Here is a 13987-nt window from a genome sequence, read left to right as displayed (position 1 = left end):
GTGCAACGGCTGGGGGAAGGTCAACCGTAGAACGGGTTATCAATCAATAGCCGCCATGCCCCGCGCCATTATAATGCCGGATAATGCCACCATGTCAGCGCCGGCATTGCATCAGGGGCTGGATGCGGGTGCCGAACGCCTCCACGCCTTCCACGAAATCGTCGAAGGTCAGCAGCACGCCGCCGGTATTGGGCACCGCCGCCATCTCATCCAGCATCCGCGCCACGCTTTCATAGCTGCCGACCAGCGTGCCCATGTTGATGTTGACGGCGCCTTCGGGCGCGGCGAGCTGGCGGACATTGGTATCCTTGTTCACGGTATCCTTCCCGCCCTGATCGGCGAGCCAGGCGATGGCGTCCATGTCCACGCCGTCATTATAGCTTTGCCACTTCGCCTGCGCTTCCGCATCCGTCTCCGCCGCGATGATCATGATGAGGACGAAGACGGACACGGCGCGCCCGGTCCTGGCCGTGGCGGCAGCCAGTCGCTCATTGTTGAAGGCGAAGGCGGTCGGCGTGTTCACGCCCTTGCCCAGGCAAAAGGCATAGTCTGCCCATTTGGCGGAAAAGGCGAGGCCGTCGTCGGACGATCCCGCGCAGATGATCTTCATGTCCGCGCCGGGCTTCGGCCATACGCGGCAATCGTCCATCTGATAATATTGGCCCTTGAAGTCGGACGATCCGGTTTCCCAAAGCTCGCGCAATATCTGCGCATATTCATCGAGCACCTTGTAGCGGCTGCGGAAATGCTCCTCGCCCGGCCACAGGCCCATCTGTGTATATTCGGGCGGCTGCCAGCCGGTGATGAGGTTGAGGCCGAAGCGGCCATGGCTGATCGAATCGATGGTGTTGCACATCCGCGCCGCAAAGGCCGGCGGGATGATGAGCGTGGGGCAGGTGGCGAAGATCTTGATCTTCTCCGTCACCGCTGCGAGGCCAGCCATCAGCGTGAAGCTTTCCAGCCCATATTCCCAGAATTCCGTCTTGCCGCCGAAACCGCGCAGCTTGATCATGGAAAGCAGGAAGTCGAGCCCATGCTTCTCCGCCCGCAGCGCGATCTCCTTGTTCAGGTCGAAGCTGGGTTTATATTGCGGGGCGTTCTCGCTGATCAGCCAGCCATTATTGTTGATGGGTACGAAAACGCCGACTTGCATTGGGTCAACTCCTCAGGAAATCGGAGACGAGGCGCGTGAACGCCTGTGGATCGGTGAGATTGCAGGCATGGCCGCCCCAGTTCATCAGCGCCTGCACGGCGCCGGGCACCTCCTTGACGAAATGCGATGCCGTATAAGGCACCAGCATGTCGTCCTTCGCCGCGAGCGCCAGCAGGGGAACGCCGATGTCGCCCAGCCGATAGCCGATGTCGAAGGCCCGCAGCGCGGCGATGCGCTTTTCCATCGTCGCCGCGCCGGGGAAATGGGCGAGGTGATGGCGGGTTTCTTCCTCCAGCTGCTCATGATGCTGCGAAATCCACGTCGCGGGGAACAGGAAGATCGGCTGGGCCTTGAGATAGGCTTCCGCGCCGGCCCCATGCAGGATGGCGAGTCGCGCGTCGAAGCAGCGGGCGAAATGCGGGTCGGGCCGCGCCCAGCCGTTCACCACCACCAGCCTGTCGATCCGCTCCGGCGCCTTCAACGCCAGCGCAAGCCCCGCAACGCCGCCCGCCGCATGGCCCATGATATGGGCGCTCGGCAGGCCAAGGCCATCCATCAGGGCCAGCATGTCGTCCGCCAGATCGTCGACCGTCACGACATCGGGCAGGGCACGGTCGCTGCGCCCGGTGCCGCGATGGTCGTAGAGGATGACGCGGTATCCCGCCTCCACCAGCGCCGGCACATTGGGCAGCCAGTATCGGCCCGATCCGCCGAGCCCGGCGGACAGGATCAGCGGAACGCCATCCTGCGGCCCATGGCTTTCCCAATGGAGCCCGGCGATCAGCTGGTCGATGGGCGTCTGGCCGCCGGGCGTCGTCATCAGCCGATATGCGCCACGCTGGCGATCTCCACCAGGCAATCGGGCTTCACCAGATCGCATCGGATGCAATAGCGCGCCGGCTTGTCGCCCGGAAAATATTCCGCATAGACCGCGTTGAACGCGGCATAATCGTTCAGTTCTTTCAGGAAGATATGGTTCATGGCGACGTCCGCCATGGTCGCGCCGCCCGCCTCCAGCGTGATCCTGATGACGTCCAGCACATGGCGGGTCTGCGCGGCGGCATCCCCCACATGCAGCACCGCGCCGCCTTCCCCCAACGCCAGCACGCCCGAGACATAGACGGTGTTGCCCGCCCTCGCGCCCGTCGAATAGGGCGCGATGGGTGTTGGGAACTGCGGCGGGTTGATGGGGGTGAAGGGCATGTGAAAGCTCCTGATTTACGATCCCGCGGCTTATTTATTCCTCGACCTGTCCGAAGCTGCCGCAGAAATCGGCGACCGTGGAAACCCAGCCGAAGAATTTCTCGACATTGTAGACGGTCGCCTCCTGCATGGCGGGCGGCCCCAGATGATGGGTCGCATCCTCCAGCATCACGCCGAAATATTCCAGGTGGAAGCCGTCGCGCAGCGTGCTTTCCACACAGACATTGGTCGCGATGCCGACGAAGACGATGGTGCGAATACCCCGCGCGCGCAGCACGCTGTCGAGCTGCGAATTGAAGAAGGCGCTGTAGCGCGTCTTGTGCAGCGAGATGTCGCCGGGCCTGGGCGTCAGCGCATCGACCAGCTGATAGTCCCAGTCGCCGCGCGCGAGCAGCTGTCCGTGCAGTTCCGGGCGCTTGCGCATGGTCTTGAGCGCGTTGGACTTGTGCCAGTTGGGCGATCCCGCTGCGCCCGCCTCCACATAATCGGCATCCCAGCCATTTTGCAGGAAGATCACCTGCACCCCGGCACCGCGGGCGGTATCCAGCACGGTCGCGATCTTGCCGATGGTCCCCGCTGCGCCGGAAATGTCGAAGCCGGCGATGTCCACATAGCCGCCGGGCGAGGCATAGGCGTTCTGCATGTCGATGACGACGACGGCCGTTTCGGCGGGGTTCAGCCTTAGCGCTTCTGGCCGCGCGGGCAGGGTGATGCCGTCCGCCACGGCATTGCCGTCTGCGCTGCCGACGATGATGGTGGGGCTTTCGGTTTCGCTCACTGATCCCTGTCCATGCCGCGATTGCGAACATGAACCATCATTGCGGTGAAGCGCAAGCCCGTGAAAGAAAAGGCCGCCTGTCACGGCGGCCTTTCCCTGCATTCATCTGTCGACGCTCAGCGGACGCGCGGGCCGCCAAAGGGCAGCGGCGGGGGCGGGCGGCGTGTGCCGCGCGGCAGCTGCGCCTGATAGGCACGGCCGCAATGTTCCACGCAATAGGGGAAGCCGGGGTTCACCTGCTGCCCGCAGAAGTGGAAATCCGGCTCGCCCGGATGGCCCATCGGCCATTTGCAGATCTTTTCCGTCAGGTCGAGCAGGCTGGTCTTGCCGGCGATTTCCGGGCTGGGCTTGGCTGGCACGAGTCGGCGCGGCGGCGCGGGCGGAATCGGCGCCTGCTGGTCGCCCGGACCCTGGCGCAGGAAGCCGCCGGGGCCGACCGACACGATGCGGGGCATGGGCGGCGCTTCCGGCGCGGGCTGAGTTGCGGCGGCCGGCTCGCTGGAAGATGCGGCGGGCGCCGAAGATGCCGAAGGCGTTGCGGCGGCGCGCGGGGTTTCCGGCGCGGGCTGCCGGGGTGGCGGCGCGGCGGGGGCAGGGGCCTTTTTCACGGCCGCGGGCGCTGCGGCCTTGCGCGGCGCGGTGGCATCCGTCGACTTTACGGGCGAAGGGCGCGATTGCAGGCCAAGGCGATGCGCCTTGCCGATCACGGCATTGCGGCTGACCCCGCCCAGCTCTTCAGCGATCTGGCTGGCGGTCATGCCCTTTTCCCACATCGTCTTCAGCTGGTCGATGCGTTCGTCAGTCCAGGCCAATGGGCAGCTCCCGAAACAGAAAATCATGGCAAGCTCGAACGAACGAGCAGCGAGGCTTCGCATATGGGTATGCGATGGCCCTGCTTCAATTCGTCAAATCACTTGCAGCGACAAGCGGCACCCGATAGGCGATCCTGCGATGAACGGCCAGCCCCAAAATGACGCCGGGCACATGCCTGCGCGCAACTCACGCATCCGCGCCGAACCCGGCATCCCTCTCATCCGCTCGGTGAACTGGGCCGGCATGCGCGCGCTGTACCTGAAAGAGGTGCGGCGCTTCATGAAGGTGCAGCTGCAAACGGTGTGGGCGCCGGCCGTTACCACCTTGCTTTATCTGGTGATCTTCACCGTCGCGCTGGGCGGCGGCAACCGCATGGTGATGGGCATCCACTTCGCCGATTTCGTGGCGCCGGGCCTGATCGTCATGGGCATGCTGAACAATGCCTTCGCCAATTCCAGCTTCTCGCTGCTCGCCGGCAAGATGCAGGGCACGCTGGTCGATTATCTGATGCCGCCCATTTCCACGGCGGAAATGATGGGGGCGATCATCGGGGCCGCCGTGACTCGCGCCTGGCTGGTCGGCCTGGCGGTGTGGCTGGCGATGGCGATCTGGCCCGGCGTGCATGTGACGCCGATCCATCTCTGGGCGATCCTGTGGTTCGGCACGATGGGGGCGACGATGCTGGCACTGCTGGGCCTGCTGACCTCGATCTGGGCGGACAAGTTCGATCATGCGGCGGCCGTCACCAATTTCGTGGTGGCGCCGCTGACGCTGCTGTCGGGCACCTTCTACGCGATCGACCGGCTGGCGCCGACCTTCCGCACGATCAGCCATGCCAACCCGTTCTTCTATGTGATTTCGGGCTTCCGCTATGGCTTCGTCTCGGCGGCGGACGGCAATATCGTGGTGGGTAGCGGCGTGCTGCTGGCGATCGTCGTCGGGTTGGCGCTGCTGTGCTACACGGCCCTGAGCCGGGGATGGAAGCTCAAGCCCTGATGCGCCGGGGCGCGCGTGCGGCCCAAGGGTTCAGCAATGTAGGGCGTGATTTTCGGCGCACCGGCGCGCGGGAAATCACTGCCTTCGTCGCTTAGTGGCCGTGGGCCTTAATGGCGATGCACCGGCCGAAGCCTGTATTTGCCGTCCGCAAAGCTGCCGAAGAGCCCCGAAATGGCGGGATGCTCGACGGGTTCGTCGCTGTCGTCCGCCATCAGATTCTGCTGGCTGACATAGGCGATATAGCTCGCCTCGCCATTTTCGGCGAGCAGATGGTAGAAGGGCTGGGCGCGATCGGGCCGCATGTCTTCGGGAATCGCCTCATACCATTCCTCGCTGTTGGCGAAGATGGGATCGATATCGAACACCACGCCGCGAAAGCCGAACATGCGGTGTTTCACCACGTCGCCGATACTGAAGCGGGCATGGGCGATGAAAGGGGCATCAAGAGCAAGATTCGCGCCGATGGCCGGCAGAGTCCGTGTCGTCATGCACCCTATGTAGGCGCGCCGCGCGCCAGCACAAGAAAAATGGCATAAAGCCCGCTTGGCAAAGCCCATTGCTTTCGCTAATGCCCGCCCCTCGACCGGGACAGGCGCTGCCAGTCCTTCTGCGGAGAGGTGGCAGAGTGGTCGAATGCACCGCACTCGAAATGCGGCGTGGGTGCAAGCTCACCGAGGGTTCGAATCCCTCCCTCTCCGCCATTTACGCCCTTGGTTTAGCCTGCACATGGTCGCCGATCTCTCGCCCTGGGCAGCAAAAAAGCATGTCGGGCAGGCCGGTTCTCGATCCCATGTATGGATTTCGTCACCGGCGGCTTCGTTGTGCCGCCGCGCGATCATCGGGGGTGCGTCGACAGGTGCCGGCGCACGCCCGCGCTTGTGCTGTCGGCTATTTTCCGCCCGCTTCCGTCCAAAGCCCGTCGCGCCGTGCCGGTGGCCAGGCATTCGCATTCCATGTCCAGCCCAGGTCATCGACCGGGATCGCCGCGACGAGGCCGTTCCTGGGCACGCCCTTGCGCACCGCGGCGCGGGCGCGATCCAGGAAGGTCGCCATCTTCCCGCGGAAGGCCTGCACCTGCGCCCGTGTCATCGGCGCGTCGCCATGGCCCGGCACTGCGAGCGTGAAGTCGAGCGCCAGGATCGCGTCGAGCGCATGCAGCCAGCCGGTTATGCTGGCGCCGCCGGCATAGTCGATCGTCGGTGTCGTGGCATTGAGCAGGTCGCCGGCCGCGACGATCCGGCCGGTGGGGAAATAGACCACCGTGTCGCCGCCGGTATGGCCTGGGCCATAATGATGCGCGTCGACCCGCCCGGTCATCATCAGCAGCGAGAAATCCTTGCTGTAGAGGATGTTGGGCGAGGCGCCATGGGCAAGCTGCTTCGCGAGCTGGTCGGCAAGGCCGTCATTGGCGATCACCATCACATTGGCGTCGAGGAAACGATCGTCATTGCCGATATGGTCGGCGTGATGATGCGTGTTGAACACGGCCAGCACCTGCTTGTCGCTGACCGTGCGGATGGCGCCGACGAGATTGTCGAAATTGGCCTGCCCGGCGAGCTTGTCGTCGACCAGGATCAATCCGTGATCGGCGACCCACAGCGTCACATTGCCGCCAGCGCCCGTGACCATATAATAATCCGGCGCGATCCGCTTGATCGCCTGTGGCTGGATCGCTGGTGCTGGCGCGGGCGCCGATTGCGCGAAAGCGGGCGTCGCCGAGGCGAACGCCAGCGCGAGCGCCCGGCCGGAGAAGAGCCCCCTCCGCATCCATCCGGCCCGCGTCCATCCGGTCCGTGGCGCCGTCATCGCTGCACCATGGCATCGGGCAGGGTGAAGGCATAGAGCGTGTCGCCCGCGGCGAGCACGACATATTGCTTGTCGTCCATCATATAGGAGATCGGCCCGTTGGACTGGTTCGCGTTCGCGCGCAGATGCCATAATATCCTGCCGTCCGCCGCGCGATAGACGATGATGTTGTTCTGGTCGTCGCCGGTGAAGATCAGCCCGCTCGCCGTCGTCATCAGGCCGGGGCCGACCGTGGAGCCGGGGCTCGCCAGATTGGGATAGGCATGTTCCCAGGCATGCTTGCCGGTCAGCGGGTCGATCGCCATCAGCACGCGCGTGCCCTCGCCGATTGCGCCGCCACCGCCGCCGGCATAGCCCGCCGGCTTGGGGCTGGTGTCATAGAGATAATAAAGGCCCATGCCGCGAACCGTGTTGAGGTAGAACAGCCCGTTCGTGTCGCTATAGGAGGGGTTGTACCAGTTGGTCGGGTTCGCATTGCCGATCGATCCGGTGGTCTTGGGATCATTGTCGCGATCGGAGATCGGCTCCAGCGTCCTGGGGTTGCGGCCCTTCACCCATTTGAGCGGCTCCATATAGGGCATGGACACGATCGGCTTGCCGGTCACGCGATCGGCGGTGACGAACCAGCCGCTGCGCGCGGCATAGGACACCAGCTTCATCGTCCGGCCGTTGACCACGCGATCGTAGAGGATCGGCGTGTTGGTTCCGTCATAATCATGGGTGTCGTGCGGCATCGCCTGGAAATGCCATTTGAGCTTGCCGGTATCGACATCCAGCGCGATGAGCGAGGCGGTGTAGAGATTGTCGCCCATCCGGCCCTGCCCGGCATAGACCGGGTTGGCGTTGCCCGTGCCCCAGTAGAGCGTCTTGAGCTCTGGATCGTAGCTGCCGGGCAGCCAGGTGCCACCGCCGCCATGGGAGGCGGATTCCGCATCCGGCCAGGTCTCGATCCCCGGTTCGCCGGGGCCGGGCGTGACATGGAATTTCCATTGCTCCTCGCCGGTCTGCGGATCGAGCGAGAGGAGGAAGCCGCGAATGTCCATCGCATCGCCGCCGACGCCGACGATCAGATGGTCGCCCGCGACGATCGGCGCGGACGTGCTGAAATATTGCTTGCGCGCGTCGGCGATCTCCTTGCGCCACAACTCCTTCCCGTCTCTGGAATCGAGGCAGATCACCCAATTGTCGGGGCCCATGAAATAGAGCCGGTCCTTCCACATGCCGACGCCGCGATTGCCGACGAGATGGCCGCCCTTGTCGACCCATTTATAGGTCCACAGCCGCTCGCCGGTGCGCGCGTCGAGCGCGAAGACGAGGTCGGGCAGGGTCATGTACATCACGCCGTTGACCATCAGCGGCGTGCCCTTGATCACCGGCTGCGGCGCGCCGCGCATCGCGCCGACATCGTTGAAGCGCGAGGTCCATGCGATCTGCAGCGATGGCACGTTCCGCTCGTCGATCTGCTTCAGCGGCGAGAAGCGCCGTCCCGAATAATCGCCGTGGAAGGTGGGCCACATATCCGTGGGCGGCGCGCCGAGCCGGGCCGGATCAAGCTCGTTCGCCGCCGCGCCGGACGCGAAGAGCAGGGCGAGCAGCGCTGCGCGCGCGGGCAGGCGGGCGCGGCTCATTTCAGGGTCGCCAGATAGGTGACGAGGTTGGTCATCTCATTGTCCTTAAGGCGGTAGGAAAAGTCCTTGTGCCATTGCAGCGGGTCTTTCAGCGCGACCTTGACGTCGGGATCGCGGCGGAAGGCATAGGAGAGGCCGGCGGCATCGACGAGCGCGATGGTGAAATCGTCGATCCTGGTGACGCGCCCCTCGACGCTGCCCTGCGGCGTGGTGACGGTCGCCCGGACCATGCGCGCGGGATGGTCCTCACGCGACGGGAAAATCATGCTGCGCTGGAGGTCGAGCGGGCGGAACTTCGCGCCGACGCCCTTCAGGTCGCCGGTCGCCGAATGGCAGCTGGTGCATGTGGCCTTGAAATAGGCCGCGCCCTTCTTCGCGTCCCCGACCAGCAGGTTGTTGGTGTTCTGATAGGTGCCGCGATTGGCGTAATTCTCGACCTGCTGATGGAGAAATTCGGTGATGTCGGCCAGGCCCTTGTCGCCCAGCTGGGCAAAGGGCGGCATCCCCTTTTCCGGCCGGCCGGCGGTGAGGAACGGCACCAGCTTCTCGCCATGGTCGTCATCCAGCACCTGGCCCGAATAGAGCAGGTTCGGGCCGATCCCGCCACGGGCATCGGGGCCGTGGCAGGCGGCACAGTTCTCCGCGAAAATGGGCGCACCCCGCTTCGCCGCCTCGGGATCGGGCGCCGCGCCGAGGCCGAGAAAGGTCCGGGTCGCGTCGGCGCGGTTGCCGCCGCCGCGTCGCCCGCCGCCGCTCGCGTTGAGCGCGGCCGCGGCGTCGTCCTGCGATGCCGCGCCGGCGCCTTGCGGCGCGGGCGGTGCGGCCTGCGGCGCTGCATCCCGCATCTGGCCGAACGCGACGCCGCTGGCCAGCGTGACGAGGCTGAGGCCCAGGATCAGGTGGCGCATTGGCTCATTTCCTTCGCATATCCATTCATTTCACATCCGCCTGTCTTGCTTCCGCCATGGTCTTCATCACCCCGAGCAGGTCAGCGAAGCGCTTGTCGATGCGGGCATGTTCGGAAGCGCGCACCGCATCCGACGGCATCGCCGCCTGATCGTAGAACAGGGTGTAGGAGAGGCGCGCACGGTTCGGCCCGTCCGGCTCCACCGCCAGCGTGCCATGATAGTCATATGGCGCCATGTTCCCGACCGTCTGCCAATAGGTGTAGGAATGCGCCGTGCTGGCGACCATCACCTCGGACGTGCTGTGATTGCGAATCCGCCGGATGGTGCCGACCTCGCCATGGCCCCGGGCATAGTCGCAATCGGTCTGCATCCAGTCCCTGATCGCGCAATAATCGCCGATCGCCTTCCACACCGCATCGGCGGGGCGGGCCACCGCCACCTCATGGCGGATGACGACATGGTCCTGCGCCGCGGCGGGCGCGATGGCCGCCACGGCTGGGATGAGCAGCAGGGCGCCGAGCCACTGTCGCATCGGTCAGCGCCCCGCGCTGCCGCCATTGGCGGGCAGGTAGGATTCGGCCGGCTCGTGCGCGCCCGGCCCCAGATCCTCGCTCTGGAAGCTGACCAGTTCGTCCACCGGATGACGGCCGGCCCAGGCGATGCCGCGCAGCAGCATGTTCTCGATCTGGTAATTCTGCAGATTGGCATAGGTGTGCCCCTGCATCCACACGAAGGCGCGGGCCGGCTTGCCGCCGGACGGGGTGTGCTCATAGGTCCAGATCTGCGGCACGGTCTGGCCGACGCCGCCGCCCCTGCGCGAACTTGGCGTGTCCGTGATCGTCGCCGTCGCCAGCACATGGATCTTCGCATCGTCCGCCCATGTCATGCGATAGAAGGATTCGTCGAACAGGGTCATGTCCGACATGCCCTTCATGATCGGATGCTGCGGATCGACGATCTTGTAGGGAACGCTGGTGCCCAGGGTGAAGTTCACCTCGCCATGTTTCTTGGCGCCGCCGACATAATCGGCGAACTGTGCCGGGTCCGGCCCGCACAGCGCATCGTGGATGATGACGATGCCGCCGCCGCGCTTCACGAAGGCGTCGAGCGCGGCCTTTTCCGTCGACGTCATGAAGCCGGCATCGCCCTTGTACATGACGATGACGTCGACATCCTTCAGCTCTTCGGCGGTCGGCGAATGGAGCGAGCCATCGACCACCGCGCCATGCTCGGTCAGGATCTTCGACCAGTCGGCGACGAATTGCGGATAGTCATGCTGGCCCTGGCGATGGGTCTTCAGCCCGCCGCGCAGATAGACATGCAGGCCGTTCACATTCTGGCCCGGGATGTGCGGCTTCTGCAGCAATGCCTGGGTCTGGTCCTGGGCGGGTTGTTGCTGCGCGAACGACGTGGCCGGGGCGAAAAGCAGGCACGCGGCAAGGGGCAGCCAATGAAATGCGGTTTTTGTCATGGCATCTTCTCCAAAAGCTCTGAACAGGGGAGGGGGAGCCGCCGCCTCTGCCGGGCGGCTGGCGCTAAAAAATGTCGATCAGCGCGCGGTCCAGCCGCCGTCGATGACGATGTCCGTGCCGGTGGCGAAGCCGGAAAGCGTCGAGCACAGATAGACGGTCAGGGCGCCGATTTCCTCCGGATTGCCCCAGCGGCCCACCGGTAGGTTGGCGAGAAACGCGGCGTTGGCCTCCGGATCGTTCATCACCGGCGCGTTGAGCGGGGTGCCGAACGGGCCGGGGCTGATGCCGTTCACCGTGATCCCCTCGCCGGCGAGTTCCAGCGCGAGCGCGCGGGTGAAACCGAGCAGCGCCGATTTCGCCGAGGAATAGGCGGTGCGTTGCGGCAGCGAGACATGCGCGAGCATCGAGGTCATGTTGATGATGCGGCCATAGCCCGTTCCCATCATGCCGGGCACGAAGGCGCGGCAGGCGAGGAAGGTGGTGATCAGGCTGGAATCGACCACGCTGCGGAATTCCTCCAGCGTGAAGTCGACCATATTCTTGCGGATGTTGGTGCCGGCGGAATTGATGAGGATCTGCGGGCGGGGAAAGCGCGCATTCACGGCCTCCGCCAGCGCGGCGACGCTGGCTTCGTCGGTCAGGTCGGCGGTGAAGCTGGCGGCGGTGCCACCCCTGGCCACCACCGCCTGGGCAAGCGCATCCAGCTTCGCCTGGTTGCGCCCGACCAGCGCGATCGCCGCGCCCGCGCCGGCAAGGGCATGCGCCATCGCCTCGCCAAGCCCGCCGGTCGCCCCGATCAGCACTGCCGTCTTCCCGGAAAGATCAATGTTCACAAGGTTACTCCTGATGGTTTGAAGGGTTGCAGCGCCTCGCTGGCGGGCGTCGCTTCGGTGTCTGTTTCCGTTTGGGTTTCGTCCGTTGCACGCTGGCCGGTCGGATTGATGAAGAGCCAGAGCACCGCGCCCAGCGCGGCGACCCCGGTCATCACATGCAGCACCTGGTTCCAGTCGTCGCCCGATTTCTGCAGGATGATCCCCGCGATCCACGGCGCGACGAAGCCCGAGAAATTGGCGAACATGTTCATCGCCGCCGCCACCGTCGCGGTATAGCGCCGCCCGATCTCGACACAGGCGTTCCACGAGATCGGCACGGTCAGGTCGCCGCAGAAGCTGATCGCGGCCATCAGTGCGATCGCGATCCCGGCGCTCGGCGCATGCGTCAGCGCGACCAGCAGCAGGGCGACCGTGGCAAAGGCGCCGATCGCGATCAGCCGGCGCGGGATGCGCAGCGGCAGCAGGCCGCTGATCAGCGAGCCGAAACCGCCCAGCAGCAGCGGCAACACGGACAATCCCGCGGTGGCCGCGGCCGATTGGCCATGTGCCTCATGCAGATAGGTCGGCATCCAGGTGACGAAGAAATACCAGACATAGGACCAGCAGAAATATTGCAGCATCAGCAGCAATGTCTGCGGGCGGCGCAGGATGTGCGTCCAGCCTTCCTCATGATGGCTGGTCAGCCGGGTCGCTTCGCTGAGCAATGCGCGCTCCGCGGCGTTGACCTTGGGATGGTCGGCCGGGTTCTCGTGGAACCAGAGCATGAAGGCTATCGCCCATAGCACGCCCAGCAGCGCGAAGGCGACGAAGCTCCAGCGCCAGCCGAACAGGGTGATGCCCGCCAGCGCCAGCGGGGGCGCCGCCGCGCCGCCCCAGCGGGTGGAGGCCCACATCAGCGCCTGCGCCCGCACGCGCTCGCCGCTCGGCAGCCACTGGCTGAGCATGCGGGTGAGGTTGGGAAAGCAGCCGGCCTCCCCGGCGCCGAACAGGAAGCGTAGCGTCCAGAGGGAGGCCAGGTTCCAGGCGGCGCCGGTGAGCGCGGTGAAGATCGACCAGATGATCACGATCTGGGTGAGGACGCGGCGCACGCCAAGCTTGTCGCCCAGCAGGCCCATCGGGATTTCGAACAGCGCGTAGGAAAGGCCGAAGGCGCCGAGCACCGCGCCCAGCTGCACCTTGTTGAGCCCCAGGTCGGCGGCGATCGGCCCTGCCGCCTGCGAGATCGCGACGCGCTGGACATAGGACAGCACCGCAAGCGACAGCGCGAAGCCGACGACGCCATAGCGAACCCGACTCGGCGTCATGCTCTTCCTGCGCGCATCGGCCGCACCACCATCATGCTCTCCCCCGACCGAATTCCGCCGGCCGGGCCGGTGGCTCCTGTTTGATAGGCCATATCGCATGGCATGGCCTGTATACTAAATGCAGATTTGGGCTTGTCAAGACGCCGGGTGCGCGTCATGGATAGATACGGATCAACCGCATCTGCAAGCGATTTCGATGCACATGCTGGCAGTAAATACTGTATTCAATTGGGGTGGAGACATGATCGGCAAGGAGCAAGAAATGGGATCGCGCACTGTTCACCCGGCGCCGTTGGACGGCGCGGTCGCGCTCGTTACCGGATCGGGCCGGGGGTTGGGGCACATGATCGCCGAAAAGCTCGTCGGCCTCGGGGCCTCTGTCGCTGTTCACGACATCAGCGAGGAGGCGCCGGCGCAATATGGCGAATCGGCCAGCCTGTCCGAAGTGGCCGAACGCCTTGCCCGTGACAGGGCAAGGGCGATGGGCGTGACCGGCGACATCACCGACGAGGCCGCCGTTTCCCGCATGGTCGGGCAGGTGGAGGCCGGGCTCGGCCCGATTTCGATCCTCGTCAATTGCGCCGGCGGCGATATCGGCGCGGCGGGGACCAAGCCGGAGCCCAATGGCGCGCTGGACATCAGCCTGGCCGACGCGATGGCCGTGCTCCAGCGCAATTTTATCGGCACGATGCTGATGTGCCGTGCGGTCGCGCCGGGCATGGCCGCGCGCAATCGCGGTGCGATCATCAATTTCGGCTCGTTGAACGGGCATCAGGGCGTCTCGCCCGAAGTCGTCTATGGCTGCGCCAAGGCGGCGATCATCCACTATACCCGCTGCCTGGCGTTGGAGATGCGGCCATCGGGCGTCCGCGTCAATGCCGTCAGCCCCGGCCCGGCCAAGACCGCGCGCTTCCTTGCGACCCGTGATGCCGATCCCCGGATGATGCAGGAGGGGCCGTCGCTCGATCGCTATGCCACGCCCGCCGAGATCGCCGATGTGGTCGTCTTCCTCGCGTCCGAGGAAAGCCGGTTCATGTCCGGCCAGATCCTGCGGATCGATGGCGGCACCACGCTTTTCCCCGGTTGACGAAGA

The 13987-nt window shown here is 65.3% G+C and carries 15 protein-coding genes and 1 tRNA gene; 3 read left to right on the top strand and 13 right to left on the bottom strand.

Annotated elements, in window-relative coordinates; all coding sequences use genetic code 11:
- Positions 1 to 94: 94 nt before the first annotated feature.
- From rutA to WFP78_RS13515, 5 genes are all read right to left on the bottom strand, one after another.
- Positions 95 to 1153 (bottom strand): pyrimidine utilization protein A, encoded by a 1059-nt coding sequence (gene rutA, locus WFP78_RS13535; RefSeq protein WP_336963157.1) that lies wholly within the window; start codon positions 1151 to 1153, stop codon positions 95 to 97.
- Positions 1154 to 1157: 4 nt separating this feature from the next.
- Positions 1158 to 1973, bottom strand: a complete 816-nt coding sequence (rutD, locus tag WFP78_RS13530) for a pyrimidine utilization protein D (protein ID WP_336963155.1) — start codon at positions 1971 to 1973, stop codon at positions 1158 to 1160.
- A complete protein-coding gene (rutC, locus tag WFP78_RS13525) occupies positions 1973 to 2356 on the bottom strand; it encodes a pyrimidine utilization protein C (protein WP_336963153.1) in 384 nt (127 codons plus the stop codon). The genes rutD and rutC overlap by 1 nt, the downstream gene beginning before the upstream one ends.
- A 34-nt stretch (positions 2357 to 2390) precedes the next feature.
- A complete protein-coding gene (gene rutB, locus WFP78_RS13520; protein WP_336963213.1) occupies positions 2391 to 3110 on the bottom strand; it encodes a pyrimidine utilization protein B in 720 nt (239 codons plus the stop codon).
- Between the two features lie 140 nt (positions 3111 to 3250).
- Complete coding sequence (locus WFP78_RS13515; protein WP_336963150.1) at positions 3251 to 3946, bottom strand: GcrA family cell cycle regulator; 696 nt, start codon at positions 3944 to 3946, stop codon at positions 3251 to 3253.
- Between the two features lie 139 nt (positions 3947 to 4085).
- Here WFP78_RS13515 and WFP78_RS13510 point away from each other — a divergent pair, with 139 nt between their 5' ends.
- The gene (locus WFP78_RS13510) at positions 4086 to 4943 is read left to right on the top strand and encodes an ABC transporter permease (protein WP_419722962.1); all 858 of its coding nucleotides are present in this window, start codon (positions 4086 to 4088) and stop codon (positions 4941 to 4943) included.
- Positions 4944 to 5050: 107 nt separating this feature from the next.
- Here WFP78_RS13510 and hspQ read toward each other — a convergent pair whose 3' ends face one another.
- Positions 5051 to 5431, bottom strand: a complete 381-nt coding sequence (gene hspQ / locus WFP78_RS13505; protein ID WP_336963145.1) for a heat shock protein HspQ — start codon at positions 5429 to 5431, stop codon at positions 5051 to 5053.
- Positions 5432 to 5554: 123 nt separating this feature from the next.
- Here hspQ and WFP78_RS13500 point away from each other — a divergent pair.
- Positions 5555 to 5644 (top strand) — tRNA-Ser (locus WFP78_RS13500).
- Positions 5645 to 5831: 187 nt separating this feature from the next.
- Here the strand turns inward: WFP78_RS13500 and WFP78_RS13495 are convergent.
- The 7 genes from WFP78_RS13495 to WFP78_RS13465 form a co-directional block, all read right to left on the bottom strand.
- Complete coding sequence (locus WFP78_RS13495) at positions 5832 to 6710, bottom strand: MBL fold metallo-hydrolase (protein ID WP_336963142.1); 879 nt, start codon at positions 6708 to 6710, stop codon at positions 5832 to 5834.
- A gap of 35 nt (positions 6711 to 6745) precedes the next feature.
- Entirely contained in the window at positions 6746 to 8377 is a 1632-nt protein-coding gene (locus WFP78_RS13490) for an outer membrane protein assembly factor BamB family protein (protein WP_336963139.1), read from the bottom strand.
- Positions 8374 to 9285, bottom strand: a complete 912-nt coding sequence (locus WFP78_RS13485) for a c-type cytochrome (protein WP_336963136.1) — start codon at positions 9283 to 9285, stop codon at positions 8374 to 8376. Before WFP78_RS13485 ends, WFP78_RS13490 begins: the two co-directional genes overlap by 4 nt.
- Positions 9286 to 9310: 25 nt before the next feature.
- The gene (locus WFP78_RS13480) at positions 9311 to 9817 is read right to left on the bottom strand and encodes an SRPBCC family protein (RefSeq protein WP_336963134.1); all 507 of its coding nucleotides are present in this window, start codon (positions 9815 to 9817) and stop codon (positions 9311 to 9313) included.
- A 3-nt stretch (positions 9818 to 9820) separates the two neighbouring features.
- A complete protein-coding gene (locus WFP78_RS13475) occupies positions 9821 to 10756 on the bottom strand; it encodes a ThuA domain-containing protein (RefSeq protein ID WP_336963131.1) in 936 nt (311 codons plus the stop codon).
- 78 nt (positions 10757 to 10834) lie between these two features.
- Positions 10835 to 11590 carry an SDR family NAD(P)-dependent oxidoreductase gene (locus WFP78_RS13470; protein WP_336963128.1) on the bottom strand — a complete coding sequence of 252 codons (756 nt, stop codon included), beginning with the start codon at positions 11588 to 11590 and terminating at the stop codon, positions 10835 to 10837.
- Positions 11587 to 12894: an MFS transporter gene (locus WFP78_RS13465; protein WP_336963125.1), complete on the bottom strand. Its 1308-nt coding sequence runs from the start codon at positions 12892 to 12894 to the stop codon at positions 11587 to 11589. The genes WFP78_RS13470 and WFP78_RS13465 overlap by 4 nt, the downstream gene beginning before the upstream one ends.
- A gap of 262 nt (positions 12895 to 13156) precedes the next feature.
- Here WFP78_RS13465 and WFP78_RS13460 point away from each other — a divergent pair, with 262 nt between their 5' ends.
- The gene (locus tag WFP78_RS13460; RefSeq protein WP_336963122.1) at positions 13157 to 13981 is read left to right on the top strand and encodes an SDR family NAD(P)-dependent oxidoreductase; all 825 of its coding nucleotides are present in this window, start codon (positions 13157 to 13159) and stop codon (positions 13979 to 13981) included.
- The last annotated feature ends 6 nt before the right edge of the window (positions 13982 to 13987 follow it).

Source organism: Sphingobium aquiterrae (assembly GCF_037154135.1).
In the GTDB taxonomy this organism is placed as follows: domain Bacteria; phylum Pseudomonadota; class Alphaproteobacteria; order Sphingomonadales; family Sphingomonadaceae; genus Sphingobium; species Sphingobium aquiterrae.
Note: the sequence above shows the minus strand (reverse complement) of the source record. Positions and strands in the feature narration are given on the sequence as shown.

Bases quoted from the DNA above. Each gene is read 5' to 3' on its own strand.
- rutA (WP_336963157.1), bottom strand. From the start codon at position 1,153: ATGCAAGTCGGCGTTTTCGTACCCATCAACAATAATGGCTGGCTGATC.
- rutD (WP_336963155.1), bottom strand. From the start codon at position 1,973: ATGACGACGCCCGGCGGCCAGACGCCCATCGACCAGCTGATCGCCGGG.
- rutC (WP_336963153.1), bottom strand. From the start codon at position 2,356: ATGCCCTTCACCCCCATCAACCCGCCGCAGTTCCCAACACCCATCGCG.
- WFP78_RS13510 (WP_419722962.1), top strand. From the start codon at position 4,086: ATGAACGGCCAGCCCCAAAATGACGCCGGGCACATGCCTGCGCGCAAC.
- hspQ (WP_336963145.1), bottom strand. From the start codon at position 5,431: ATGACGACACGGACTCTGCCGGCCATCGGCGCGAATCTTGCTCTTGAT.
- WFP78_RS13495 (WP_336963142.1), bottom strand. From the start codon at position 6,710: ATGCGGAGGGGGCTCTTCTCCGGCCGGGCGCTCGCGCTGGCGTTCGCC.
- WFP78_RS13490 (WP_336963139.1), bottom strand. From the start codon at position 8,377: ATGAGCCGCGCCCGCCTGCCCGCGCGCGCAGCGCTGCTCGCCCTGCTC.
- WFP78_RS13485 (WP_336963136.1), bottom strand. From the start codon at position 9,285: ATGCGCCACCTGATCCTGGGCCTCAGCCTCGTCACGCTGGCCAGCGGC.
- WFP78_RS13480 (WP_336963134.1), bottom strand. From the start codon at position 9,817: ATGCGACAGTGGCTCGGCGCCCTGCTGCTCATCCCAGCCGTGGCGGCC.
- WFP78_RS13475 (WP_336963131.1), bottom strand. From the start codon at position 10,756: ATGACAAAAACCGCATTTCATTGGCTGCCCCTTGCCGCGTGCCTGCTT.
- WFP78_RS13465 (WP_336963125.1), bottom strand. From the start codon at position 12,894: ATGACGCCGAGTCGGGTTCGCTATGGCGTCGTCGGCTTCGCGCTGTCG.
- WFP78_RS13460 (WP_336963122.1), top strand. From the start codon at position 13,157: ATGGGATCGCGCACTGTTCACCCGGCGCCGTTGGACGGCGCGGTCGCG.